This is a genomic window from Allorhizobium sp. Av2, assembly GCF_021462805.2.
Classification (GTDB): domain Bacteria; phylum Pseudomonadota; class Alphaproteobacteria; order Rhizobiales; family Rhizobiaceae; genus Allorhizobium; species Allorhizobium vitis_G.
Window position 1 is genome coordinate 1,195,258 of sequence record NZ_CP192696.1, and the last position, 24,903, is coordinate 1,220,160.

Sequence of the window (24,903 nt, forward strand, 5' to 3'; positions counted from 1 at the left end):
CGTCGATTATCCCATTGCTGAACTGAATGGATTCGAGCCTGTCGGGTTCAATCTAAACCTGACAGGCAAGAAGAAGAATTGACCGGCGTCACAGCCCATCACTGAATGTTGTAATCCCGCTTCAAAATGTCCAGCAAACTGGATTCCGAGGGTGGCTCCACCAATTCCTGCCAGGTCTCAACCGGGGAAAAGCCGAATTGCTGGTAGAGTTGCAGGGCACGGGGATGGTCGAGTGTATTTGTCATCACCGAAATTTTGGTTGGTGCGGTCGACCATGCGGCATAGAGGGCCTGAAGCAGGAACCATTTGCCGATTCCAAGTCCCAGTGCATGTTCGAACAGGCCGAAATAGGACAGCTCGACGGTATTGTCCTGTTGCTGGGTCAGCTCAAAGAAGCCCGCTGGTGCGCCATTGACGTAAAGCACACAGATTGACACATCCGGGCTATGGATGGCCGCCTTCAGCTCGGTATCGGTCATCTGCAGGCGCTTGTACCAGTGCCAGCGGGAGCCGACCTGGCGATAGAGGAAGCGGTAATAGGGCAGGGGCATTTCGGTGGCGCGGATGATCGCCGTCTGGATATTGATTGGCACTGGCAAGCTGGATTTCGGCGGGGCGGTCATTTCCAGCTTGGTGACATGGGCGGTTAGAAGCGTGGGTAACTCGCCTTCAACCTCGTCTGCCGGTCCGGTCACGACAGGAGTGTCCTTGCGGGAGCCCCATTCAGACCAGGAACCGTCATAGAGCGTATTATCGTGATGGCCGAGCGATTGCAGCGCCAGCGTTACGACCGCCGCTGTAACCCCAGAGCCGCAGCTGGTAACAACGGGGCGGGTCAGATCGATGCCTGCATCGGTAAAAATCTCTCGCAATGTCGAGAGGTCTTTCAACCGACCATTTTCGCCAAGGATGGAGGCAGGTACTGAGCGAGCGCCAGGCATATGGCCCGAGCGCATTCCCGCCCGTGGTTCCTGTTCTTCACCGGTGAATCGTCCAGCAGGGCGAGCATCGGCGATCTGGCGGCTGGCGCTCTCGACAATGCTCTGCATATCCTGGAACGGAGTAATCAGACTTTCCTTGAAATTGGTGGTAAAGGTTGCAGGTGCGGGCTCAGGCAGGTCGGTCTCAAGCGGCCGTTCTTCCTGTTTCCAACCGTCCAATCCGCCATCCAGAAGAAACACATTCGGCGCGCCCATCACCCGGAACATCCACCAGACGCGCGGCGCGGAAAACAGGCCGGGGCCATCATATACGACAATCGTGTCGGTGTCTGAAATGCCAAGCTTGCCGACTGCTTCGGCAAAGGATTCCGGGGAGGGTACGGTGTGGGGCAGGCTGGTGGAGCGGTCGGCGATCTGGTCCTGATCGAAAAACACTGCGCCGGGAATGTGCCCCGCAGCGTATTCCTCCGCGCCATTGCGGTTATGGGCCGGCAGATACCAGGATGCATCGACCACCTTGAATTGAGGTGCGCCCAATTGCTTCTGTACCCACTCGGCCGATACGACGAAACGGCTTTTCTCCGCAGACATGCTTCTCTCCATGCTTGTCAGGCAGAGAGTTCCAGCGTACCGAAGCGAATACGGAAGCGCCGGTTCTCCTTGCCCTTTTTCTCGATCTTGGCGATATGAATCGCGCCGACCTCCTGGGTCTCGGAAACATGTGTGCCGCCGCAGGGCTGGCTGTCAACGGATGAATTCTCTCCGATGCAAACAAGGCTAACGCGACCCAAACCCATCGGTGGGCGCACATTCTTGGATTTGACGATATCCGGATTGGCTGCCAGTTGCGCGTCGGTGATCCATTCCAGGTAGATCGGATGGTTTTCCTCCACCAGCCGTATCAGATCGGCGGTTACCGTTTCGCGGTCGATGGCTTCGCTCATGTCGAAATCCACCCGGCTTTCATCCTCGCCGACGGCGGCACCGGTAATGGGAAACGGGCAGACCACCGACAACAGATGGCAGGCGGTATGCATCCGCATCAATTTGTAGCGCCGCTGCCAATCGACATGCAGGACCAGTTTTTCACCAAGGTCGGGACTTGGCTGGCCCTCCAGCGGCTGGTGCAGAATGATGCTCTTGTCTGCACCGTGGCGCGTCAGGCCAAGCTGAATGGTGGAGCCATCGGCGCGTTCGAGAAAACCGGTATCGCCTGGCTGGCCGCCGGATGTGGCGTAAAAGCAGGTCTGGTCAAGCTCGATTGAGCCGTCTTCATGCACGGCTGTCACCACCGCCTCAGCCGTCGAGAGGTAAAAATCGTCACGAAACAGAGGCAATGTTGGCATGGGGCTCAGACAGGTTCGAAGGGAATGGAAATGTCAGTTTTTCCGCCCAGCCATGTCGGCTGCGGCAGGCCCTTTTCTTTGAGGAAGGCCGGATTATAGAGCTTTGACTGGTAGCGATTGCCATAGTCGCACAGAATGGTCACGATGGTATGACCCGGCCCAAGCTCACGCGCCAACCTGATGGCACCGGCAATGTTGATGCCGGAAGAGCCGCCAAGGCAGAGGCCTTCCTGTTCGACCAGATCGAAAATGATCGGCAGAGCTTCGCTGTCGGGGATCAGGTAAGAGAAATCAGGCGTAAATCCTTCCAGATTGGCGGTAATCCGGCCCTGGCCTATGCCCTCGCTGATTGAGGAGCCAGAGGATTTTAACTCGCCATTCCGATAGAATTCATAGAGCGCGGCTCCTTCGGGATCGGCAAGACCGATCTTGACGCCGGGCTTCAGGTTTCGAAGTCCGATCCCCGTGCCAGCCAGCGTGCCACCGGAGCCAACGGCGCAGATGAATCCATCGACAGCACCGCCTGTGTCCTCGAAAATCTCCCGGGCCGTTGTCTCGATATGAGCGTCGCGATTGGCGGTATTGTCAAACTGATTGGCCCAGATCGCGCCGTTCGGTTCGGTTTTCGCCAGTTGGGCCGCAAGCCGCCCGGAAAGCTTCACATAATTATTCGGGTTCTTGTAGGGAACAGCGGGAACCTCGACCAGTTCGGCGCCAAGCAGCCGCAGCGCGTCCTTCTTTTCCTGGCTCTGGGTTTCCGGAATGACGATCACGGTGCGGTAGCCAAGCGCCTTGGCGACCAGGGTCAAGCCGATACCGGTATTACCGGCGGTGCCCTCGACGATCACGCCGCCAGGCCGCAGCAATCCGCGCCGTTCGGCATCGCGGATGATGTAGAGCGCGGCACGGTCCTTCACGGACTGGCCGGGATTGAGAAACTCGGCCTTGCCCAGAATGGTGCAACCGGTTGCCTGTGAAGCGGCTTTCAGCCGGATCAGCGGCGTGTTGCCGATGGCGTCTAGAACGGAGGGGTGGAATGCCATGAGCGCACTTTCTGTTTCCCGGACAATAGAAAGTGTGTTTTCGGTCTACAAGCCCCGCATGACAAGAAATGCAATTTCTTGCTGTGGCATCAACCCGGAAAACCTTGCCTCAGCATGTGGGGAAAATGCCTTTGAGGCTGTTATTCATTCCGGCGCGCCGGTTGATTTATAGGCCTCAAGCGCCACGGCCCTGGCTTTTTTGTGATCCACCAGTGGCGCCGGATAGGTTTTGCCAAGCGTAACACCCGCCTTTTCCAGCAGGGCTGCGGGGGCTTCGAATGGGCGATGGATCAGGTTGTTGGGCAATTTTGCCAGCTCCGGCACGAATTGGCGGATATAGTCGCCGTCAGGGTCGAATTTCTCGCTCTGGGTGACCGGGTTGAAAATCCGGAAAAATGGTGAGGCATCGGCTCCGGAGCCAGCCACCCATTGCCAGCTGGCAGCGTTGGAAGCCGGATCGGCATCGACCAAGGTGTAACGAAACCAGGTCTCGCCCTCGCGCCAGTCGATCATCAGGTCCTTGATCAGGAAGGAGGCGACGATCATCCGCACGCGATTGTGCATGACACCATGCCGCCAAAGTTGGCGCATGCCGGCATCGACAATCGGATAGCCGGTCTGGCCCCGCTGCCAGGCGGATAGAAATGCCGCGTTCTTTTCCCAGGGGAAGTCATTAAAGCGGTCATTCCAGTTCTGGCTGGCCAGATCGGCAAAGTGAAACAGCAGGTGGTAGGAAAATTCCCGCCAAACCAGCTCTTTTCGAAAATGCACATAGTCTTCGCTGGAAACATTATCGCCGAGGCCGATGGTTGCCTGCCAGATTCGCGCCGGAGAAATTTCCCCCAATGCCAGATGCGGCGACAGGCCGGATGTATGGGGCAGGGCGGGAAAATCCCGCTGCGTGCGGTAACCCTTGATGCCATGATCGATAAACTGGCTCAGTTTCTCATGCGCACCGGATTCCCCTGGCGTCCAGATCTGCGAAAACTCTTTTGCCCAATCCGGCCTGGTCGGCAGCAATTGCCAGTCTTCCAACCGGTCGCTATCCGGCCAATCGGCGGGGTTGTGAAAGGTCTTGGGTTTCTCGATGGACGGTGGTGGATCGCCCTGTTTTTCAAGCGCGCGCCAGAAGGGTGTATAGACACGGAAAGGCCCGCCGCTCCCGGTTTTCACCTTCGACGGTTCATGCAGCAGGAAGCCCGCATGGCTGCTGGCCTCAAGCCCTTCGCTGCGCAGAGCGGCTTTCAGCTCGGTGTCCATGGCCATGCCGGACGGATCGTAACGGCGGTTCCAATGCACGGTTTTGGCGCCAGTCTCTTTCATCAGGCTACGCAGGACCTGGCCCGGTGGGCCATGGCGAAGAATCAACCTACTGCCGTAAGGTTCAAGCGACTGGCCGAGGCTGACGAGGGAGTGATGCAGCCACCAGGCCTGCGCCGGACCGAGTGGACCGGTACCCATCTCCTCAGGCTCAAGGATATAGAGGGGGATGACCGGGCTTCCGGTCTGCAAGGCTGCGTGCAGCGCCCTGTTGTCATCAAGACGCAGATCCTTGCGGAACCAAAGGATGGTTGGACTAGGGCTGGCATTTGGCATGGTGGCTCGCTGATTCAGGAGTAACCTATACCATTACGCTAGGCGAAAGGTGTTGGATCAATCTCTGCCATGCTTAGAGCACCTTTCAGCAACCCGGTTTCTTTTTCGGGGCCGATGCTTTAAGCGCCGCCTGTCCTGCCAGCCTGCCGGTTTTGCTCCTGGCGGATCATCTGCATGATCTGGGTCGCGCTTTCTCGCACGTAAAGCATATGCAGTTTTTCCGCCACAGGCGCCGTGGTCAGCAAGCTGGTATATTTTTCTCGTTCATACCAACGAAAATCAACGACATTGTTCATATTGACGAAGAAGGGAAACCCGTCGCCGTCATGCAGTTCAAGCCACATAGTACCGTTCCGCTTTGTCTGTTGAGCTGCTTTGTTGCAACTCAGGTCCCCTGACATATCCTCGTATCTGCAGATATTCAGTAACAGACATTTATGAATAACGGGTTGCCTTGGTAAGTGCCGCCAATCTCATCTCCAATCGCGCGATTCCTCCCGATTTGAGGCGCCTACTACTGAATAAAAGGCTTCAATGTCATTCCGGATGCCAGAAAGCTCATCGGATTGATCGGGTTGCCGTTCTTGCGAATTTCATAATGCAGATGCGGCCCGGTGGAACGCCCGGTAGACCCAGACAGGCCGATCAACTGACCGACCTCGATCTTTTCGCCGGGACGAACCAGGATTTTCGACATATGGCCGTAACGGGTGGAAAGTCCCTGACCATGGTCGATTTCCACCATATTCCCATAGCCGCCTGTCGGTCCCGCCGTGACCACGGTTCCGGCACCGGCACTTTTGACAGCTGAACCATTCGTTGCGCGGAAATCTATGCCGGTATGCATGGCCAGTCGTCCAAGCAGCGGGTCTGGGCGGTTACCGAAGGGGCTGGTGATTTCGCGGGTAGCGGCAGGATTTGAAAAAGGCATGTCCTTTGCCGTTTCGCGTGCGGCATCCAGGCGATTGAGGGCGCTATCCAGCCCGTCGAGACTGGTATCGATTCCGAGTTTCGGGTCGGCATCAACCAGGGGGCCACCCATTCCATCTTTGCCGGCATCAGGCTTGTCGATGTGGATGCCGTTGTCGATCAAGACCTGCTCTATGGCACCGGCCTTGTCGCTTGCCTCGGCGGTCAGTGCATGGATGCTTGATTTCTGCTGCTGCTCGATGGATTTCAGCGACAGGGTCACATTGCGGAAAACCCGGTCGGCCCGGTCGGCGCCGCTTTCACGGGCGGGCATAAAGCCCAGTGCCGGGCCATCGCTTTCCTGTGTGTCTGCGGGTCCGGTATGGAGCATCCGATTGAGGGCGGCCAGTGCATTGCCTTTGCCCACAGGTGCGACAGACGCGGATTTATCCGGTGCCATAGGCGCTGAAGGCTCATTCGGCGTTAGGCCGGATTCCTCGGCGCGGTCCAGAAGCGATCCAAGCTTGCCGGAACGGGCGGAAAGCGCCATCTGCTTTTCGAGCAGGGTTTGAAGCTTTTCCTCCACCACCTGCTGGTCCAGCAATTGCCGGGACGTGACCCGGTCGACCTGGGCGCGCAAGGCGGAAATCCGGTCTTCGTAATCGTGCTGCAAATGCGCCTGGCGGGCCATGGAGGCACCGATCAGATTATCGCGCATGATGAGATAGGAGGTCGCGCCGAGATAGCCGACCACACCGGCCACCACCAGGCAAAGACCGGCTCCTGCCATCCACGGGCGCAGTGTCATATGGCGAATGGTTTCGCCGGACGCGAGGATAAGGACATGCTGTTGGCGCTGACGCTTGCTGAAGCCGTTGCGGCTGCGTGTCTTCATCATGCCGACCTCGTGCATCGTTACAGCCGTTGCGCGTGGCCAAACTCTAACGTTTGACCCGGATTGCAGACCCGATTCTGTCGAGGTGATTACATCCTGTTAAGGTTAACAAAATGTTGCCTGCCGCCGATATGTTTCAAGCGTGGCTGATAGAGGAGAGCACCCGGTAAAAGGAAGGTGTCAGCCCGGCTTCGGCCCTAGCAATGTCGTTGAACGGTGCTTTCAACGTTCCACGGAAGTTGGCGCGAACCAATTGCTGGAAGGTTTTGGCCGGGTCACGCTTTTCACGGGAACAGAGAAAGCGAAACCATTTGGCGCCGACGGCGACATGGCCTTTTTCGTCGTCATAGATGATCTTCAATACCTCGGCACTTTCGATATCGCCGGTCTCGCGCATCTTTTCCTGAAGGGACGGGGTTACGTCCAGGCCGCGCGCCTCAAGGATCAGCGGCACGACAGCAAGTCGGGCTGTCAGGTCGGTGCGGGTGCTATGGGCCGCCTGCCAAAGTCCATCATGGGCTGGCATGTCGCCGTAATCGGCCCCGAGCGCCCGGAGCCGGTCGCGCACCAGGCCGAAATGCTTGGCTTCTTCAAAGGCCACCTGCATCCAGCCGTCGAAAAATGAATGTGGCACCGGTTCACTGGCAAAGCGGGCAACAATATCCAGCGCCAGATCCACGGCATTCAATTCGATATGGGCCAGCGAATGCAGCATGGCGATCCGGCCCTTCAGCGTGTGCAGAGACCGTTTTTCCGTCGCCTTTGGCGGCACCAGAACCGGATGGGCCGGACGCCCCGGACGGTCCGGCAACGGTGGATCGAGCGGCGAGCGCAGTGACAGGGTCCGGCCATGCCAGCGGCGGGCGGTTTCCTGCGCAAGGCCGGTTTTTTCATCGAGGTCGGTTGCGGCGATTGCCATCGTCGCACCCGCTCTCAGGGATTTTATTATGCTATGAGACATGCTTGGCATTTACGGCATAATTGCCGAAATCTCTATCGATTTCGGGCGAAATATTCCAGCTACGCTGCTTTGCCTTTCACGGCTTGCAGCACAGCCTCAGCGTGACCAGGCACTTTCACCTTGCGCCAGACGCCTGCGATCCGGCCATCGGCATCAACAAGAAAGGTGCTACGTTCGACCCCCATATAAGTCTTGCCATACATGCTTTTTTCCTTCCACACGCCGTAGGCTTCCAGCGTGGTCTTCTCTTCGTCAGAGCCGAGCATGACCGCAAGTCCGTGTTTGGCGACGAATTTATCGTGACTTTTCACCGTGTCGGGGGAAATGCCGATAATGACTGCGCCGGAACTCTCGAATTCCGGTGTCAGGGATGTGAAGGACGTGGCTTCTACGGTGCAGCCGCTGGTATCGTCCTTGGGATAGAAATAGACGACGACCTGCTTGCCCTTGAAGGAGGAGAGGCTCACCGTGCCGCCGCCATCGCGTGGAAGCGTAAAATCCGGAGCCATGTCCCCAATCGACAATTCCGCCATGCTGATACCTTTCTTTTGCCCGGTTTGTGGAAATATAAGGCCGGGACGGATATATAGCGCAGATGAAGCGCGTCCAGTGTAATGAATTTGCCATCAGAATTCTGTTTGCTGCGCGCAGTCAAGGCACATGTCGAATTCGGTCATTCATTGGAATCATAAGGTTGCCGGTGCGCTAACAGCCCGTCGAGCTTCAGGAAATATCGGAGATACAGGCCAAGGCATGGGAGAGATCCGGGGCGAGAAAATCCGTTTTCGCAAAGGCGATATTGTTGCCCTCGAGACCTTGCCGTCCTCGCAGGTCGATGATCCCTTGATCGTGCATTGCCCGCGCCGCCGTGGCCTTCTGACCAGATTGATGCGGTTTGGGGCCTATATCGTGCTGTCGCTGATGGCCATGCTGGGGGCGGCGGCCATTGCGATTGAAACCGGTACGCTGGACCAGGCCCTGTCGACCGGTGCGCGCGCCGCTTTTCAATCCGCGATTGGCGACGACCTGAAAGCCGATATCGACCAGACCTCCATCCGTCTTTCCAAGAATTTGCATCTGGCGGTCGCCGCGCAGAATGTCACCCTGACCGATCCGAAGACCCAGCAGGTGGTCTCCAAAGCCGGTGACGTCAAACTCGTCATCGATCCGATCTCGCTGTTGATGGGGCGGGTTTCCGTGACCGAAATCGACGTGACCGGCATCGATTTCGACAGTTCACGCCTGTTGCAGGGCGGCGATCTGGATCTTGCCACGCTGCGGATCGACAAGTTTCCGGCATTCATGGAGACGATGTTCGGCAATCTCGACGATGTGCATGGCTTCATTGTCCGGGGAGGTCTGGATCGGCTGCGGCTGGGTGGCATTACCTTGCCTGCCAAAAACGGAATCGGTCAGCCGGTTGATGTGCAGGTCAACGATCTGACATTGACACGCAGGAAGGATGATTCGCTTGCCATCGAGGGTGAGACGTCTATCAACGGCAAGGTCAGCATGATCTCCGCCGAGGCGGTGACTGACGGAACCCGCACCACCTCGCTGACAGCAACGGTGACAGATCTGATCGCCACGCCCTTCCTGATCAAGCGCACGCCCACCGGTGTCTGGCGGGACGGCGCCGATACCAGCATCAATATCGATTTTTACGCCTTGCGGCAGTCACCAAGCCAGAGGCCCGCGCTCTCGGCGAGGTTGCGAACGGAAAACGGCATACTCTACGTCGATGGCGACAAGCAGGACCTGACGCGGGCCGACATCAATCTCGCCTATGATTTCGACAAGCTGACGGCGGAAATCCGACCCTCTGAGGTGGATTTCGGCCCAACCCATGTGCCGTTCTCCGGCGGGTTCATCGATCTTGACCGGTTGCAGTCCGTGCAGGGTGATGCCCAGGGTATCGGCATCGATCTGCTGGTCGATCAGGGCACGGCCTCGGTGGAATCATCGGGAGAGCAACCGTTTCCGTTTTCTTTGAAGGCCTTTGGACAGTTCATTCCCAGCCAGCGTCATTTGACATTCAGCGAGTTGGCGGTGTCGACACCGCATGGCAGCATGCAAGCCACGCTCAATGTTCAGTTTGGCAACGCCTCGCCGGAAATCCGTTTCAACGGCAAACTGTTCGAGATGCGCACCGCCATGGTCAAGCAGCTCTGGCCCTATTGGATGGCCATGAAGCCAAGAGCCTGGGTGCAGGCCAATCTGTTCGGCGGCACGATCAGCAATGCCTCTATCGATGTGCTCATTCCTGCCGGACGAATGAAGCCTATACCCCAGCCCCTGGATCTGGGCCCGGACGAGTTGAAAATTGCTTTCGATATCAGCGGTGCGCGGATGAACGTCACAGGCGACCTGCCGCCGATTCGTGATCTTGCGGGGCATTTCGACCTGACAGGGCCGGATCTGGACGTGCGTATCGATGGCGGCACGTCCTATTTCCCCTCGGGGCGGAAGGTCAAACTGGACAAAGGCACATTTGCGATCGCCAATACCTACAAGAAGCCTTTGATGGCCAATATCGCCGTTTCCCTCAGCGGCCCTGCTGATGCCATGGCGGAACTTGCAACCTTCAAGCCCATGCAAGCCCTGCAACGCACGGAATTCGTGCCAGAGGATTTTGCAGGCGAGATCAAGGCCGATGTCCAGCTCTATGGCGGCATCATCGCCGATCAGAAACCTCCACCGGAAGTGTGGAAGGCCTCGCTGGATATGAAGGGGGTCGATCTCAAGCGGCCCTATATGGACAAGAAGATTACCGGCTTCGATGGCACGCTGGTGGTCGATCCGCAAAATGCCGTCTTGCAGGGGGATGCCCAGATCGATGGCGTGTCGGTGGAGATCGACTTCTCTCAGCCGGTCGACCGCGGTTCCAATAGAGCGCCCAGCTGGACGGTGAAAGGACAGCTGAATGACAGCCAGCGCGCCAAGCTCGTACCGGGCCTTGGCGATATTGTCGGAGGCACGATCGATCTGGAAGTGTCGCGCCTTGATGATAATCGCCAGCTGGTGAAAAGCGACCTGTCGCGTGCGACTTTGAACATCCCTGTTATCGGCTGGACCAAGGGCTCCGGTATTCCCGCCAAGGTGTCGATGGAGTTGCAGGACAAGTCCGGCATGCTGATGCTCGACAAGTTCAATCTCGGTGGCGACGGGTTCGGGGCGACAGGCAAGCTTGTGGTATCCAAAACCAATGGACTGGTTGGGGCGGATCTCGACCATGTCAAACTGGCCTCCGCCGATGATTTCGGCCTTTCGGTTCAGGTCAACAAGGGTGTCATCAACGCAAAGGTCAGCGGCAGCAGCGTTGATGGCCGTGCTTTCCTGAAAAAGCTGAAATCCGGTAGCTCGTCTCATGGAGCGACTGGCGACGGTCAGTCGTCAAGCAATTCGACCGATGTCGATATAAATGTCGACATCGACAAACTGATTGGTTTCAATGACGAATCCCTTTCCGGCGTCAGGCTGGTTTATGGCTCCCGGTCGGGTGCAATAACAGCGCTGAAAATGAGTGCCGTGACCGATACCGGCCAGGCGGTTGTCGTTCAGTCGGCCAAGGCTGGAAATGGCAATGACATATCGCTGATTTCCAGCGATGCAGGCACGTTGGTGCGGTTTGTCGATCTCTACAGCCATATGCGCGGTGGCATGTTGGACGTGAAAATCCGTGGTGATCTGAACAAGAACTGGATGGGCAATGTTGATCTGCGCAATTTCCGGGTCGAGAATGAGGATCGGTTGCAGAAAATTGTCACGACGCCGGCAACCGACGATGGCCGTAGCCTGAACAGCGCGGTCAAGCGTGACCTGGATGTCAGTTCGGAAAAATTCCAGCGGGCCTTCGCGCGGCTGATCTACCAGGACGGCGTGCTCAGGACCGATAACGGCATTGTCCGTGGCGAACAGGTCGGCGCATCGTTCCAGGGCACCATCAAGGATACCAGGGGCCAGATGGAAATGACCGGGACATTCATGCCCGCCTATGGTCTCAATAGGCTGTTCGCGGAAGTTCCGATTATCGGCGCCATCCTTGGCAATGGCCGCGACCGCGGCCTTTTGGGCATTACTTTCAAGCTGAAAGGCCCGGTTGATGCCCCGCATCTGGTGGTCAATCCGCTATCGATCATCGCGCCCGGGATGTTCCGCCAGATCTTCGAATTTCAATAGAGTCTGTCAGGTTCAGATTGAACCAGACAGACTCTATATTCTCTTGTTTTCGTTTGTCTTTTAGGGAAAATCGGGTTCCGCTTTTCTCTGACAAACTCTAGCCCGGTTTAACCGCTCGATGGATCGTGAGGAAAACCGGAATCAGCACGATGCTGTAACGAGAGCCTATTCCTGAACTGGTTGGGCGCCCGGAAGCGCTGGGTGAACGAGGTCGATCTGGCTGGTGTTGGACGGCAGGAAGGTCGGACCGACGCGGCGCACGGATTGGCGCCCTGTATCGTAGGGTCGGCTCACGACCTCCGGTTCAGGGACCGGCTTATTCGTAGCTTCCATTCCATTCGTTGTCTTTTCGTCGGGCGATGTTTTGGCCTTCGCACCAGGAGGGGCCTCCATCTGTGTGGAACCGGCGGCGGATCCATTGGATGTGATGGATACGACTGAGGACCCGCCAGCATCCCCCCCGGAACCAGGCTTTGGAGCATTGGTCTGCAAGCCGTCAGAGCGGCTCCTGTTGCAACTGCATTGTCCCGGCTGCCCGGGTACCCGGCTGAGATAGGCGAAGGCATGGGGCATATCGCGATAAGGCTGGCCGGTTACGGTTGAAACCATATCCTTTGCCTCGTCGGTGAGGCGGGAATAATAGAGTTCGGCTTGCGTCCCTGGACAAAGCCGATTGCATGTTTCGGCATCGCGACCGAAGTCACGGGCGGGGGTGCTGGGCGAGATCGGGAAAAAACCGCCATCGCAGGTGCGAACGCAAAGAGTTCTATATCCGCCCTGTCCCGACGGCAGCATAAGCCCGTCGCTGGATGTCGAGATCGGAGCCTCATTGCGCAATGGATAATCGGGATAGACCGGAGCTTCAAAGGGCCTGGCCGTCTCCGGGCTGTCATCCGTGTCCTGGAGCGCCGAGGCCGGTTCGGTGACATCACAGCCATTCGATTGCAAGGCAGCCGTCAGTTCCTCGTGACGGGGATTGACGCCGCCTTTCATGCCCGCCGCGTTGCGTTCGATCAGAAGCTGACGTTTGTTTTCCTGCATCACGGCAAGGCTGTCCTGCATCGGTGCGCAGAGATCCTGTCCCTGGCCGTCGAGAACGGCGATACTGGAGGAACATCCGGCTTGTTGCACGGTGCGTTGCAATTTACGGATCTCGAAATCCTGCCGGGTCACAGCTCCCGAATAGGCGCGCACGTCCTGAGAATTGCCAATCACGACAGGTGTCTGGGCAAGCTCGGCCCGAATAGCTTCGCAGTTTGGGGCGGCCCGTGCCGAACCGGCCAACCCGAGGGCGATGAAGCAACAGGGCGCGACAGCGATGATAGCGATAGCGCGCATGCAGATCCATAAGCCATGCTATTGGGCCATGCTAACGGGCCGGTTGACGGGAAACTAAACAAGCCAAGTGAAAGGGAACATAGGGCAGGGCGTCGGAAACGCCAACCCGTAATCCTGTTTTAGCAATCCCGTCTGCCAGGGCCAAGAGGCCGACCATACGAACAGCCATTATTGGCGGCCCTTCGTATAAGAAATGCCACGTCAGGCGGCGCGCGCCTGTTCAAGCGACATGGGTGTGTCGAGCAGGCGTCCGGTAATGGCAGCAATGTTTTTCATGGCATCGAGCATGCCGGTATCGATCTCCCAGGCAATTGCCACGGCATGAACCGCGCCGATCTTATGCGGGGCGCCAATTCGTTCGCCGGGGCAGCCCATCCGGCGAAACATCCGCTCCAAAAACACATCCGTAACGGTGACGATATGCGTAAGCCCCGATGCAAGGCCCAGTTCACCAACACCACACATCAGCTCGGCTGCGGCAATGCTGACCTGGTTGGAAGATCGGTCCAGGGAAATTTCCGGGTCGATGCAGAACCGGCTCGATTCCCACATGTAAATGTCACGAATGGCCGGTTTTCCGTCCAATAGAATCGGAAAGGTATCATCCAGCATATTCGGGCCAAGCGTCGGCAGCAGGCGGAGCGAGCCGCGCAACCGGCCTGTCCGGTCGTCATAAGATAAAACGTAAATCGGATTGGCATCGTCATAATGATCCATCTCGAAATCGCCTTGTACAATGACATCCCATTTCAAAAGATCATGAAATACTTTTTTTCGCAGGCGAAACATGTCTGCCAATGCCGCTTGTTGGGTCTGCTTATGTCGGCTGTTCAGAATTTTGAGCATACGTGTCTCCTTATTTGGAAGGTGACACAATATTAGTGTAAAAAAATCCCAATAAAACTGACGGTAGCGACAGTTTAACTGACACGAGTTGACCGTTAAACTGGTCCGATTCACCATTTCATACCAAGGCATCGAAGATGTGGTCTCCATCCGGTCTTGAAGGCATGGAAAATATCTAAAACACATCAGCGGCCTGAATTTTTTCCAAAGCAATACGAGCTACCATCTTCAATAATGGTTCGCATCACTCAACCGCGGAGATGTTTGGTTAATATAAGATGTGCAGGGCAGCGGCCGGTTATAATGGCGCTTCAGGTGGAATCAGACCGCGTTGCAGTGCTTTTGCCACCGCTTGAGTATTGGAGACGGCATCGAGTTTGGTGCGGGCATTGGCCATGAAAAAGCGCACGGTCCGTTCCGAGATTCCAAGGATAACAGCCGTTTCCCAATAGCTTTTGCCGGCAGCCGTCCACCGCAGGGTTTCCTGTTCCCGTCGGGTGAGGGTGGGTGCCCCTCCTATACGGGCACCATCACAGCGTTTGATCAGGCCTGCGTGGAATTTTCCCGCCAGAAGATGAACGTCGCGGTCATGGCAGCGGCGAAAGTGTCTCCACTCTTCCTCACACGCATTGCTTGCAATAGCAAGAATTGCGCCGCGTCCATCCACCGAAAGCAGCGGATAGCTGACAGCCTGCCTCGGCAAGGGCAGATCGCGCAGCTTGCTGCGCAATAGCAGGCCCTCTTCGCTCAATTGTGCGAGGTCATGCATATCCACCGGTTCCATGGCCCGGCTGAGCTGTGACAAGACGTTACGCAAAACAGGCGCATCAAGCATGAGGATAGGGTCTTTTGCCTGCTGATCGAATGTATGCCCGTATCGATATACCAGGGCGCCAGCCGAGGTGATGGAAGCGTCCATGTAAAGACAGCCCGACAGGTTGTAGCTGGCTTGCAGGCGGTTCAGGAAATCGGTCCATTTCGCGCTGGTGGCGGTCTCCAGCCAATCGAGCAAATTGAAATAAATGTTATCGTCAAACATGAAAGCCCCGCAAATTTTAAGGGTTTATTTTCTACCTTTGAGGGCAAATGTCCATGTGTTGAATAAGGTTTCAGGTCTGCGATTTTGTGTCTTTCGAAGACGACCATGCCCGGCAAGAACGCCAAAAACTCCGTTTTCCAAGGAAACAGAGCAAGGGAAACAAAGCGTAGGAGAGCCAGAGCAAGCGAGAGGATAATAAACAGATGGTGTCCGAGACCGTCATCTTCGCCCGGCTCGGCATGACGTTTGCCAGGAAAAATGGGACCCGGTCTTCCTGAAAGGAAATGCAAGCGGACAAAAAAATCACCCAGGTTCGGAATGAACCTGGGTGATTACAGAATACGAAAGACCCAAAGTGGGGGTCAGACCTGCTGGTTGGCTTCCACCACGGCAAGAGCGGCCATATTGACAACGCCACGAGAGGTGACGGACGTTGACAGAACATGCGCTGGCTGGGCGGCTCCCAGAAGGATCGGGCCGACATGCAAAGCATCGGTAAAGGTGCGAACGAGACCCAGCGAAATATTGGCGGAATCCAGGTTGGGGAAGACCAGCAGATTTGCATCGCCCGACAGCGTGCTATTGGGAATGGCGCGCCGACGCAGGGTTTCCGACAGGGCTGAACCACCCTGCATTTCACCATCGACTTCCAACTCGGGGGCTTCCTTACGCAGGATCTCAAGTGCTGCACGCATCTTGCGGGCGCTTTCACAATTGCGTGAGCCGAAATTGGAGTGAGACAGAAGTGCGGCCTTCGGGGTGATGCCGAACTGGCGAATGGCCTGGGCGGCCAGAATGGTCATTTCCGCGACTTCTTCCGCCGTTGGATTTTCCGTCACGAATGTATCGGTCATGAAAACCGCACCGCGCTGGGAAATCAGCAGGCTGAGACCGGAAAAATCCCGGACATTCGGCTTTTTGCCGAGAATTTGACCGACATCGTGAACATGCCTGTCAAACCGGCCTTCGACGCCGCAGATCAGCGCATCAGCTTCGCCGCGCTTCAAGGATAGTGCGCCGATCACGGTCGTATTGGTGCGCACGATGGTTCTTGCAGCTTCAGGGTTGATACCCGACCGTCCAACCAGCGCCACGTAGTCGTCGACATAATCACGGTAGCGCGGATCGTCTTCCGGATTGACGATGGCAAAATCGGTGCCGGGCCGGATGCGCAGGCCAAAGCGTTTCAGGCGCGTTTCGATGATCTGTGGACGACCGATCAGGATCGGTTCGCCGATCCCGTCTTCTAGCAGCACCTGGGCGGCGCGCAACACCCGTTCATCCTCGCCTTCGGCAAAGATCACCCGCTTTTTCACAGCCGCTTTTGCATTGGCAAAGATCGGCTTCATGATGAAGCCGGAGCGGAACACGAAACGGCTCAGTGTATCGAGATAGCTGTCATAATCGGCAATCGGCCTGCGGGCGACGCCACTCTCTTCGGCGGCTTTTGCCACGGCGGGGGCAATGCGGAGGATGAGGCGTGGGTCGAAGGGCGAGGGGATCAGATATTCAGGTCCGAACGTCGGCGAGTCGCCGGTATAGGCCCTGGCTGCCACCTCTGAGACTTCTTCGCGCGCCAGTGCGGCGATGGCCTTGACGGCGGCCATCTTCATCTCTTCGTTGATCGTCGTCGCGCCACAATCCAGCGCACCCCGGAAGATATAAGGGAAGCAGAGAACGTTATTGACCTGATTTGGATAGTCCGACCGGCCGGTGCAGATCATCGCGTCGGGACGGGCGGTGCGCGCCAGTTCCGGCATGATTTCCGGCTTTGGATTGGCCAGAGCCATGATCAGCGGGCTTGGTGCCATCTGTTCGAGCAGTTCCGGCTTCAGGACGCCCGCAGCGGACAGGCCGAGGAACACATCGGCGCCGCCGATGCTTTCGGCCAGCACCCGCTTGTCGCTTTCCTGGGCATAGACCTCTTTCCAGGGGTCCATCAGCTCGTTGCGGCCCTTGTAGACCAGGCCCTCAATGTCATGAACCCAAATATTTTCGCGTTTCGCGCCAAGTGCAACCAGAAGGTTGAGGCAGGCAAGAGCCGCAGCACCTGCGCCTGACGCGACGATCTTGACGTCGCCAATGGTTTTACCGGCAAGTTCCAGGCCGTTCAGAATGGCGGCGGCGACGATAATCGCGGTACCGTGCTGGTCATCGTGAAACACCGGAATATTCATCCGGTCACGCAATTGCTGCTCAATCTCGAAGCATTCCGGCGCCTTGATATCTTCAAGGTTAATACCGCCGAAGGTCGGCTCCAGCGATGCGACGGTCGAGACCATGGCATCGACGGTCATGGCGTCGACCTCGATGTCGAAAACGTCGATGCCGGCGAATTTCTTGAACAGGACGGCTTTGCCTTCCATGACCGGCTTGGAGGCCAGCGGGCCGATATTGCCGAGGCCGAGGACGGCGGTGCCGTTGGAAATCACCGCGACCAGATTGGCGCGGGCCGTATAATCATCGGCGGCCTGTGGATTGTCACGAATGGCAAGGCAGGGAGCGGCAACGCCGGGGGAGTAGGCCAGTGCCAGATCGCGCTGGTTGCCCAGCGGCTTGGTTGCCTGGATCTCCAGTTTGCCGGGACGGGGATGCAAATGGTAGAACAGAGCCTGTTCGTCCAGATCGCCAGAGGCGGGCGAATTCGTCTTGGTTTTGTCGTCGGTCATGCTTCTTGCCGCTTCATCGTTCATCTCTTCCCATCTCTTACAACAAATCGTTCCACGGACCAGAACATATTTCTGGGGGGCATGGCAATTGCAGCCCATCGGTGTACCGCCCGTGTCATCATCCTGAAACACGAGTCTGATTTTGAGAGCATGCCAAAGCTGATCGTAAAGGACCATTCCCGTGAGCGACGAAACCGAAACGCGACATGTGAGAACCCTCTTCATTTCGGATGTGCATCTCGGCTCTAAGGCCGCAAAAACTGATTTTTTGCTGGATTTCCTGCGTGTTTACGATGCCGACACCATCGTTCTGGTTGGCGATATCGTCGATGGCTGGCGGTTGAAACGCAGCTGGTATTGGCCTCAGGGCTGTAATGATGTGGTGCAGAAATTGCTGCGCAAGGCGCGCAAGGGGACAAGAATTGTCTATATCCCCGGAAATCACGACGAATTCCTCCGGGGTTTTCCCGGAACCCATTTCGGCGGAATCGAAGTGCTGGATCAGATGATTCACGAGACGGCGGATAACAAGCGCTATCTGGTTCTGCACGGCGATCAGTTCGATGTGGTGGTGCGCAATGCGCGCCTGCTCGCCTATATGGGTGACTGGGCTTACGATATGGCGATTGCCATCAACGTGGTTCTGGCGGCCGTCCGCCGCCGGATGGGCATGCCCTATTGGTCATTTTCTGCCTGGGCCAAGCTACAGGTCAAGCATGCCGTCAATTTTATTGGCGAATTCCAGAAAGTCGTTGCCGACGAAGCGCGCCGCAACGACGTGCATGGTGTGATCTGTGGCCATATCCACCATGCTGTCATGGAGGATGTTGGCGGTATCCATTACATCAATACCGGCGATTGGGTGGAAAGCTGTACCGCGGTGGCCGAACATTACGATGGACATTTCGAGCTGATCGAATGGGGCACGCGCTATAACGCCGTTGCGCAACCGCGCCTGCTGGGTCCGCCGGAGCCGATTCGCATCTTTCCGGTGGAAAACCCCGCTGGAACAGAAACGCAGGCGGCGCGCTGCAACGCATAAAATGGTTATAGGTGACAAAAGCCTGTGGACCGAAGTGTTGCCCATGGGTTGATCGACACTTTTCCCGCAAAGATCAGTGGAATTGTCGCGCGGGAACGATATATAGTCGCCAGCATCAAGCCGATGGCGGCTTGCCCACTCTCTGAGTGACGGCTTTGAAAGTGTATTCGTTTTGAGTTCCGGTCAGATGGACAATGCCACGGTCGATGCCGAACAGCTGGAAGGGGAGGCCGGGCAGAGGCTTCGCCTGAGCGGTCCGTGGCGCAATACCACGGTCGATACCGTGATTCCAAAACTGCTGGAAATGCGCGAAACGCTGAACGGCAATGTCGAGATCGACATCACCGGCATTTCAAGTCTTGATACATCTGGCGCATGGATCATCCGCCGCATCGAGCTGGCCGCCTCCAAGCAGGGCGATGTGCAGATTGTCGGTGGCAGCGACGCGATGCGGGAGCTGATTTCCGCGCTGCCGGAACAGCCGCCTTTGCCAGAAAAGGTCGTGGATCACCGTCCCTTCTTCCAGCGGGTGCTGGAGCCGGTTGGCAAGATGAGCGTCAGCCTGTTTGAAGACGTCTTGGCCATGAGCTATGTGCTCGGCTCGGCGGTGCGTGGCACGCAGTCCAAGGAACGGCGCGGCGGGCGCGCATCCATTGCTTCCATCGTCAATCAGTTGGACCACATGGGTCTGCGGGCGGTGCCGATCATCCTGCTGATGTCCTTCCTGATCGGGGCAATCATTGCCCAGCAGGGTGCCTTCCAGCTTCGCTATTTCGGCGCCGAAGTCTTTGTGGTCGACCTGGTCGGCATTCTACAATTGCGCGAGATCGGTGTGCTCTTGACCGCCATCATGATCGCTGGCCGTTCGGGCAGCGCCATCACCGCTGAAATCGGCTCGATGAAGATGCGCGAGGAAGTGGATGCGTTGAAGGTTATCGGCCTCAATCCGATCGGCGTTCTCGTGCTCCCGCGTATCGTCGCGCTGGTCATTGCGCTGCCGCTTCTGACGGTTATCGCCAATTTTGCGGCGCTTTACGGTGCCGCGGTCGTTTCCTTTGCCTATTCCGGCATTACCTTTCAGGTCTTTGTTACCCGTCTGCATGACGCCGTGGATTACGCCACCTTCGCTGCGGGCCTGATCAAGGCGCCGTTCATGGCCGTGGTGATCGGCATCGTCGCGGCGGTGGAAGGTATGAAGGTTGGTGGCAGTGCCGAGTCGCTCGGCCAGCACGTCACAGCCTCGGTGGTGAAGTCGATCTTCGTCGTCATCCTCATGGATGGGCTGTTTGCCGTCTTCTACGCAGCGATCAATTTTTAAGGGGCCGCCGTGGAACAGCAAGACCTGACTAATCAAGACAGAGACAATCACCCGACACAAGAGGTGCCGCCGCTCAAGGAAGGGCGGGAAGCGGTGCTGTCCGTGCGTGGTCTGACGGTCGGTTTCGGTGACAAGCTGGTGCTGGACAATCTCGATCTCGATGTCTATCGCGGCGAAATTCTCGGTTTTGTCGGTGCTTCGGGTGCAGGCAAATCAGTGCTGATGCGCACGGTTCTCCGGCTTTTGCCGCGTCAGGCCGGCCAGATCCACATTCTGGGCGCAGACTACGATTCGGTCAGCGCTGCCGAACGTTCCAATCTCGATACACGCCTCGGTGTGCTGTTCCAGCATGGTGCCTTGTTTTCCGCGCTGACGGTCAAGGAAAACATCCAATTGCCGATGCGGGAATATCTGAAGCTTCCACAAGTGCTGATGGATGAACTGGCTTATCTGAAAATCCAGATGGTTGGCCTTTCTGCGGATGCCGGTGACAAATACCCTTCCGAGCTGTCCGGCGGCATGATCAAGCGGGCGGCTTTGGCGCGTGCGCTGGCGCTGGACCCGGACCTGGTGTTTCTCGATGAACCGACCTCCGGCCTCGACCCGATTGGCGCTGCTGAGTTCGATGATTTGATTGCCCGTCTGCGCGATACGCTGGGGCTGACCGTCTACATGGTGACCCACGACCTCGACAGCCTGTTTTCCGTCTGCGATCGCATCGCTGTGCTCGGACAGAAACGAGTCTTGGTTGAAGGACCGTTAACGGATATGCTCGCCTGCGACGATGACTGGGTCAAATCCTATTTCCGGGGCAAACGGGCGCGCTCCATTCCCAAACATCAGGAAATGCGCGGCACCCGCGCGATTGCCGGCACGATTGATTGAGATCCTATGGAAACCAAAGCAAATTACACCATCGTCGGCTTGTTCACGCTTCTTGTGATCCTTGCGGCATTTGGTTTTGTCTACTGGATGGCCGAATATGGCCGTGGTGGTCCCATGTCACCGCTGACCATCCGCATTCCTGGCTCTGCCAATGGTTTGAGTGTCGGCTCGCCGGTGCGTTTCAATGGCATCCAGATCGGCTCGGTCGTTTCCTTGAGCATCGACCGTGACGATCCGGCATTTTCCATCGCTGAGACGCAGGTGCAGCAGGATGCGCCCATTCGCTCCAATACCAAGGCGGCGCTTGAGGTTCAGGGCCTGACCGGTGCGGCCTATGTCGAAATGTCGGGTGGCGTTGGTGGCGACGATTTGCTGAAGAAAGCCCAGGAAACGGGCAAGACGGCGGTGCTGGTCGCCGATCAGTCAAGCCTGACCAATCTTCTGGCGACGGCTGACAAGATCATGAAGCGCGCCGATGACGCCATCGCCAATGTTCAGGGTTTCGTCGCCGATGCACGCGGGCCGTTGACCAATACGATGCGCAACGCTGAAACCTTTTCCAAGGCTCTGGCCGACAATGCCGATGGCATCGACACTTTCCTGAAGAGTGTCAGCGCGCTCTCCGATACGATCACCGGTCTCTCCGGTCGGCTTGATTCAACGCTTGCCGCGGCCGAAGATCTGCTTAAAGCGGTGGATCGCAACAAGGTCAACCAGATCCTCACCAATGCCGAAACCTTTACCGGCAAGATTGCCGATGCCTCGGACAAGGTCGGCGTCGCCGTCGACAATTTTTCGGCAACGGCAAAGACCTTCAACGATTTCGGTGTGAAGGCGGAGGGAACGCTTGGACAGGTCAACGCGCTGATTGCCGCGATCGATACGCAGAAGGTCTCTCGTGTCGTGGATGATGTCTCCGTGGCTGTCACCGATGCCCGCAGTGCGGCTGCCAATGTCCAATCGGTGACCGAGACCTTCAAGGATCGTAAACCGGATATCGATCAGGCAATCAGTGACTTTACCCAGCTTTCCAACAGGTTGAACAATGCCTCGACCAGGGTCGATGGCATTCTGGCCAAGGTCGATGCGCTGCTGGGCTCCGACGATACCAATTCGCTTTCGGCGGAGGCCAAACGCACCCTCCAGTCCATTCGCGCCGTGGCGGATAATCTCAACCAGAAGATCGGCCCGATTGCCGACAATCTGTCGAAATTCTCGTCTTCGGGCCTGAAGGACATTCAGACGCTGGTCAACGATACGCGCAGCACCGTGAAGAACCTGGATGACACGATCAGCAATTTTGATCGTGATCCGCAACGGCTGATCTTCGGTGGCGACAACGTCAAGCAATATGATGGGCGGACAAGACGGTGACAGGTTTTTCCGTGAAAAAGGGACAGATGATGGGGTATTCTTTAGCGGTTCTGCGTCCAATGGCAGCTTTGCGCGCCGCTTGCGCCCTGTCCATTCTCGGCGTCATGCTGGCGGGCTGCGGCACAAGCCCGAACGACACATACGATCTGGCCAGTATCCGTGCCGCCACCACGACCCAATCGGCCCAGAAGCGGCAGGTTCTGGTTGCCGATCCGACCGCGTTGAAAGTGCTCGACAGCGACATGATCGTGGTGCGCGTTTCCGGCACGGAAATGCAATATCTGGCCAAGTCGCAATGGAGCGACAAGCTGCCGCGCATGGTGCAGTCAAAACTGGTCGAGGCTTTCGAAAATACCGGTAAGCTCGGTGGCGTCGGCAAGCCGGGGCAGGGTCTGGCAATCGATTATCAATTGCTATCCGATATCAGGACGTTCGAAGTCGAGGCTGGCGGTATTCGCCGGGCCAATGTCGAGATTTCCGTCAAGCTGCTCAATGACCGCAATGGCAGTGTGATTTCCCAGAAGGTGTTTTCTGCCAGCGTTCCCGCCCGTGGCGGCGACAATCAGGCGCTCGTCAACGCGCTGTCGCAGGCTTTCGCGAAGGTCAGCGGCGATATCGTCAACTGGACGCTGACGACGATCTGATCCCTGGAGGCAACGCCGTCACATGACGGCGTTGCTGCCGACCGGAATCTGGTCGAGAATCCGCCTGAGCGTGATCAGGCCACCTTCGGCGATGCTTCGATCCCGCCCTTCGCTGAAACCAGCGCGGATATGGTGAAACACCCGGGATGAACGGGCCGGTTTGAACTCGTCTTCATCATCGATCAATACGCCCTGGTCCAGCGCGGCCTGCTTGAATGTGCCAGACAGCCATGGTTCCGGCAGTTTCAGCCAGAAATACGGCAGGTGTGGATGCGAGCGGAATTCGTAGCCTTCGAACAACTGACGGACGATCTGTTCTCGAGCCGAAAGCTCTTCCAGCACGCGCCCGCGAATATCATCCGCAGCCCCCGACAGAACCAGACGTGCCGACAGTTCCGCCAGCAGGAAGGGCAGGCCGCCGCAGACCATTTTCTGGGTGACGCGGACCCGCTGGCTCATATGGTCGGGGCAGGCGACCCAGCCGCCGCGCACTCCGGCTGCGACGGATTTCGACAGGCTGTTGAGCAGAAATGTCCGGTCTGGCGCCAGTTGGGCCAGCAGCGGAATGCCATCGCCGACCAGCGCCCCATAAATGTAATCCTCGATCAGCCAGACATTATAACGGCGGGCGATGTCTACGATCTCCAGCCGCCGTGACAGGGGCAGACAGGATAGCGTCGGGTTCTGGCCGGACGACATGATGAAGGCTGCCTTTGGGTGCTCGCGTGCGCAGACCCGTTCAAAGTCCTCCGGCATGATCCCGTCATGGTCGGAGTCCACCAACGCAATCTGGCGACCCATCAGCGAGGCACTGCGGGCAATCTGTGAATAGGTGAGGTGTTCGCAAACGATCCGGTCACCGGTGCCGCTAATGGCGGCGATCACCGCATTCACTCCGGCATGTACACCCATCTGCGGCACGATATTGGCGGCCTCCGGGCTCCAGTCGCCATTCGACAGCCAACGGCGACCTGCCTCCAGCCAATCCGGCAGCAGGGTTCGGGTGTAGCTGGCGATCTCGTCCGGTTGATCGCGGGCAATGTCGGTCATCAAACGGCCGATAATGTCAGCCTGGCCGACATCGATGGCAGCGGTGGTGTCAAAGCGCAGCTTGCCCGGCGGTGGCGACAGGGTTCGCGTGCCGCCATAGGTGAGAGTAACCGGGTCGCGGTGAATATCGGTTTCGTTCTCGGCCAGGCTTGACTGGACGTAAGTGCCGCGCCCGACTTCACCGGTCACCAGCCCACGTTCCCGCAACAATGCATAGGCTCGGGTAATTGTCCCGATTGTCACCTTCAGATCGAAGGCAAGATCCCGCTGCGGCGGCAGTTTCGCGCCGGACGACAGCCTTCCAGTTTTGATATCCGCCTCTGCCCGGTCCGCAATCCTGATATAAAGCGGTCCCTCTGCTGTAGAAAGATCGGGGAGCCAATGTGTTACCATGACAATTATCCTTATTGTCACCTTCAATAAGGTGATTGTATCTATAAATACACAGATAACAAGCGACACAATTGAAAATTACGAGATTTTAGGATCATGGTGATGGTGACAATAGATACAATTGTGTTGCGGGACACGGATGTTGCTGGCAATGCCCAGTCAAGCAATCATCACGACAGTGTTTTACGCGGTCCCGTATGGCGGTTTTTGAAACATATCGGGACGGTGAGGGCGCGGCTGAAGCGGTGGCGGGTGACGCGCCGGACACGAAAGGACCTTGCGGATCTGGATGCGTGTTTGTTGCGCGATATCGGCATATCGCGTGACGAAGCCCGACTGGAAATGCGCAAGTCTATTTACCTGCACTGGACGGCTGAGCTTTTACCGCCGCATCATCATGCGCCGATCAAGTTCCCGATGCTGTAATCAAACCGA

General features: G+C 57.3%; 20 protein-coding genes. 7 read left to right on the forward strand and 13 right to left on the reverse strand.

The features are described from left to right. Positions 1 to 98: 98 nt before the first annotated feature. From sseA to bcp, 8 genes are all read right to left on the reverse strand, one after another. Positions 99 to 1,532, reverse strand: coding sequence for a 3-mercaptopyruvate sulfurtransferase (sseA, locus tag FS819_RS05760; protein WP_156550672.1), 1,434 nt, complete (start codon positions 1,530 to 1,532; stop codon positions 99 to 101). A gap of 17 nt (positions 1,533 to 1,549) precedes the next feature. After that, entirely contained in the window at positions 1,550 to 2,287 is a 738-nt protein-coding gene (locus FS819_RS05765) for an alanyl-tRNA editing protein (RefSeq protein WP_156550671.1), read from the reverse strand. 5 nt (positions 2,288 to 2,292) lie between these two features. Further along, the gene (locus FS819_RS05770; RefSeq protein ID WP_156550670.1) at positions 2,293 to 3,330 is read right to left on the reverse strand and encodes a cysteine synthase A; all 1,038 of its coding nucleotides are present in this window, start codon (positions 3,328 to 3,330) and stop codon (positions 2,293 to 2,295) included. A gap of 144 nt (positions 3,331 to 3,474) precedes the next feature. Continuing rightward, positions 3,475 to 4,926 carry a cryptochrome/photolyase family protein gene (locus tag FS819_RS05775; RefSeq protein ID WP_156550668.1) on the reverse strand — a complete coding sequence of 484 codons (1,452 nt, stop codon included), beginning with the start codon at positions 4,924 to 4,926 and terminating at the stop codon, positions 3,475 to 3,477. 119 nt (positions 4,927 to 5,045) lie between these two features. Next, on the reverse strand, positions 5,046 to 5,270 hold the full coding sequence (locus FS819_RS05780) for a hypothetical protein (RefSeq protein ID WP_070150340.1): 225 nt from the start codon (positions 5,268 to 5,270) through the stop codon (positions 5,046 to 5,048). 170 nt (positions 5,271 to 5,440) lie between these two features. Continuing rightward, positions 5,441 to 6,730, reverse strand: a complete 1,290-nt coding sequence (locus FS819_RS05785) for a M23 family metallopeptidase (RefSeq protein WP_409050106.1) — start codon at positions 6,728 to 6,730, stop codon at positions 5,441 to 5,443. Between the two features lie 136 nt (positions 6,731 to 6,866). Then, positions 6,867 to 7,649, reverse strand: a complete 783-nt coding sequence (locus FS819_RS05790; protein WP_409050100.1) for a ferritin-like domain-containing protein — start codon at positions 7,647 to 7,649, stop codon at positions 6,867 to 6,869. A 101-nt stretch (positions 7,650 to 7,750) separates the two neighbouring features. Next, positions 7,751 to 8,224: a thioredoxin-dependent thiol peroxidase gene (bcp, locus tag FS819_RS05795; protein WP_156550665.1), complete on the reverse strand. Its 474-nt coding sequence runs from the start codon at positions 8,222 to 8,224 to the stop codon at positions 7,751 to 7,753. A gap of 220 nt (positions 8,225 to 8,444) precedes the next feature. Between bcp and FS819_RS05800 the strand changes: the two genes are divergently transcribed. Continuing rightward, the gene (locus tag FS819_RS05800; protein WP_197434205.1) at positions 8,445 to 11,870 is read left to right on the forward strand and encodes a YhdP family protein; all 3,426 of its coding nucleotides are present in this window, start codon (positions 8,445 to 8,447) and stop codon (positions 11,868 to 11,870) included. Between the two features lie 165 nt (positions 11,871 to 12,035). Here the strand turns inward: FS819_RS05800 and FS819_RS05805 are convergent, their stop codons facing one another. From FS819_RS05805 to FS819_RS05820, 4 genes are all read right to left on the reverse strand, one after another. Further along, on the reverse strand, positions 12,036 to 13,208 hold the full coding sequence (locus FS819_RS05805) for a DUF2865 domain-containing protein (RefSeq protein WP_156550663.1): 1,173 nt from the start codon (positions 13,206 to 13,208) through the stop codon (positions 12,036 to 12,038). 201 nt (positions 13,209 to 13,409) lie between these two features. Further along, complete coding sequence (locus FS819_RS05810; protein ID WP_156550735.1) at positions 13,410 to 14,054, reverse strand: acyl-homoserine-lactone synthase; 645 nt, start codon at positions 14,052 to 14,054, stop codon at positions 13,410 to 13,412. Between the two features lie 298 nt (positions 14,055 to 14,352). Next, positions 14,353 to 15,093 (reverse strand): helix-turn-helix transcriptional regulator, encoded by a 741-nt coding sequence (locus tag FS819_RS05815; RefSeq protein ID WP_156550662.1) that lies wholly within the window; start codon positions 15,091 to 15,093, stop codon positions 14,353 to 14,355. A 362-nt stretch (positions 15,094 to 15,455) separates the two neighbouring features. Further along, entirely contained in the window at positions 15,456 to 17,762 is a 2,307-nt protein-coding gene (locus FS819_RS05820) for an NADP-dependent malic enzyme (protein ID WP_156550661.1), read from the reverse strand. A 181-nt stretch (positions 17,763 to 17,943) separates the two neighbouring features. Between FS819_RS05820 and FS819_RS05825 the strand changes: the two genes are divergently transcribed. The 5 genes from FS819_RS05825 to FS819_RS05845 all read left to right on the forward strand — a co-directional run bounded on the left by FS819_RS05825 (position 17,944) and on the right by FS819_RS05845 (position 23,025). After that, the gene (locus FS819_RS05825; RefSeq protein ID WP_234624893.1) at positions 17,944 to 18,804 is read left to right on the forward strand and encodes a UDP-2,3-diacylglucosamine diphosphatase; all 861 of its coding nucleotides are present in this window, start codon (positions 17,944 to 17,946) and stop codon (positions 18,802 to 18,804) included. Positions 18,805 to 18,991: 187 nt separating this feature from the next. Continuing rightward, the gene (locus FS819_RS05830) at positions 18,992 to 20,122 is read left to right on the forward strand and encodes an ABC transporter permease (RefSeq protein ID WP_156550660.1); all 1,131 of its coding nucleotides are present in this window, start codon (positions 18,992 to 18,994) and stop codon (positions 20,120 to 20,122) included. A gap of 63 nt (positions 20,123 to 20,185) precedes the next feature. Beyond that, entirely contained in the window at positions 20,186 to 21,007 is an 822-nt protein-coding gene (locus tag FS819_RS05835) for an ABC transporter ATP-binding protein (RefSeq protein WP_070167154.1), read from the forward strand. Between the two features lie 6 nt (positions 21,008 to 21,013). Continuing rightward, the gene (locus FS819_RS05840) at positions 21,014 to 22,381 is read left to right on the forward strand and encodes an MlaD family protein (RefSeq protein WP_015915781.1); all 1,368 of its coding nucleotides are present in this window, start codon (positions 21,014 to 21,016) and stop codon (positions 22,379 to 22,381) included. 29 nt (positions 22,382 to 22,410) lie between these two features. Continuing rightward, positions 22,411 to 23,025 carry an ABC-type transport auxiliary lipoprotein family protein gene (locus FS819_RS05845; protein WP_409050105.1) on the forward strand — a complete coding sequence of 205 codons (615 nt, stop codon included), beginning with the start codon at positions 22,411 to 22,413 and terminating at the stop codon, positions 23,023 to 23,025. 18 nt (positions 23,026 to 23,043) lie between these two features. On the opposite strand, the gene FS819_RS05850 is transcribed toward FS819_RS05845, so the two are convergent. Then, positions 23,044 to 24,468, reverse strand: coding sequence for an aminotransferase-like domain-containing protein (locus FS819_RS05850; protein WP_156550659.1), 1,425 nt, complete (start codon positions 24,466 to 24,468; stop codon positions 23,044 to 23,046). A 102-nt stretch (positions 24,469 to 24,570) separates the two neighbouring features. On the opposite strand from FS819_RS05850, the gene FS819_RS05855 reads away from it, so the two are divergent. Beyond that, positions 24,571 to 24,894, forward strand: coding sequence for a DUF1127 domain-containing protein (locus tag FS819_RS05855; protein ID WP_197434206.1), 324 nt, complete (start codon positions 24,571 to 24,573; stop codon positions 24,892 to 24,894). The last annotated feature ends 9 nt before the right edge of the window (positions 24,895 to 24,903 follow it).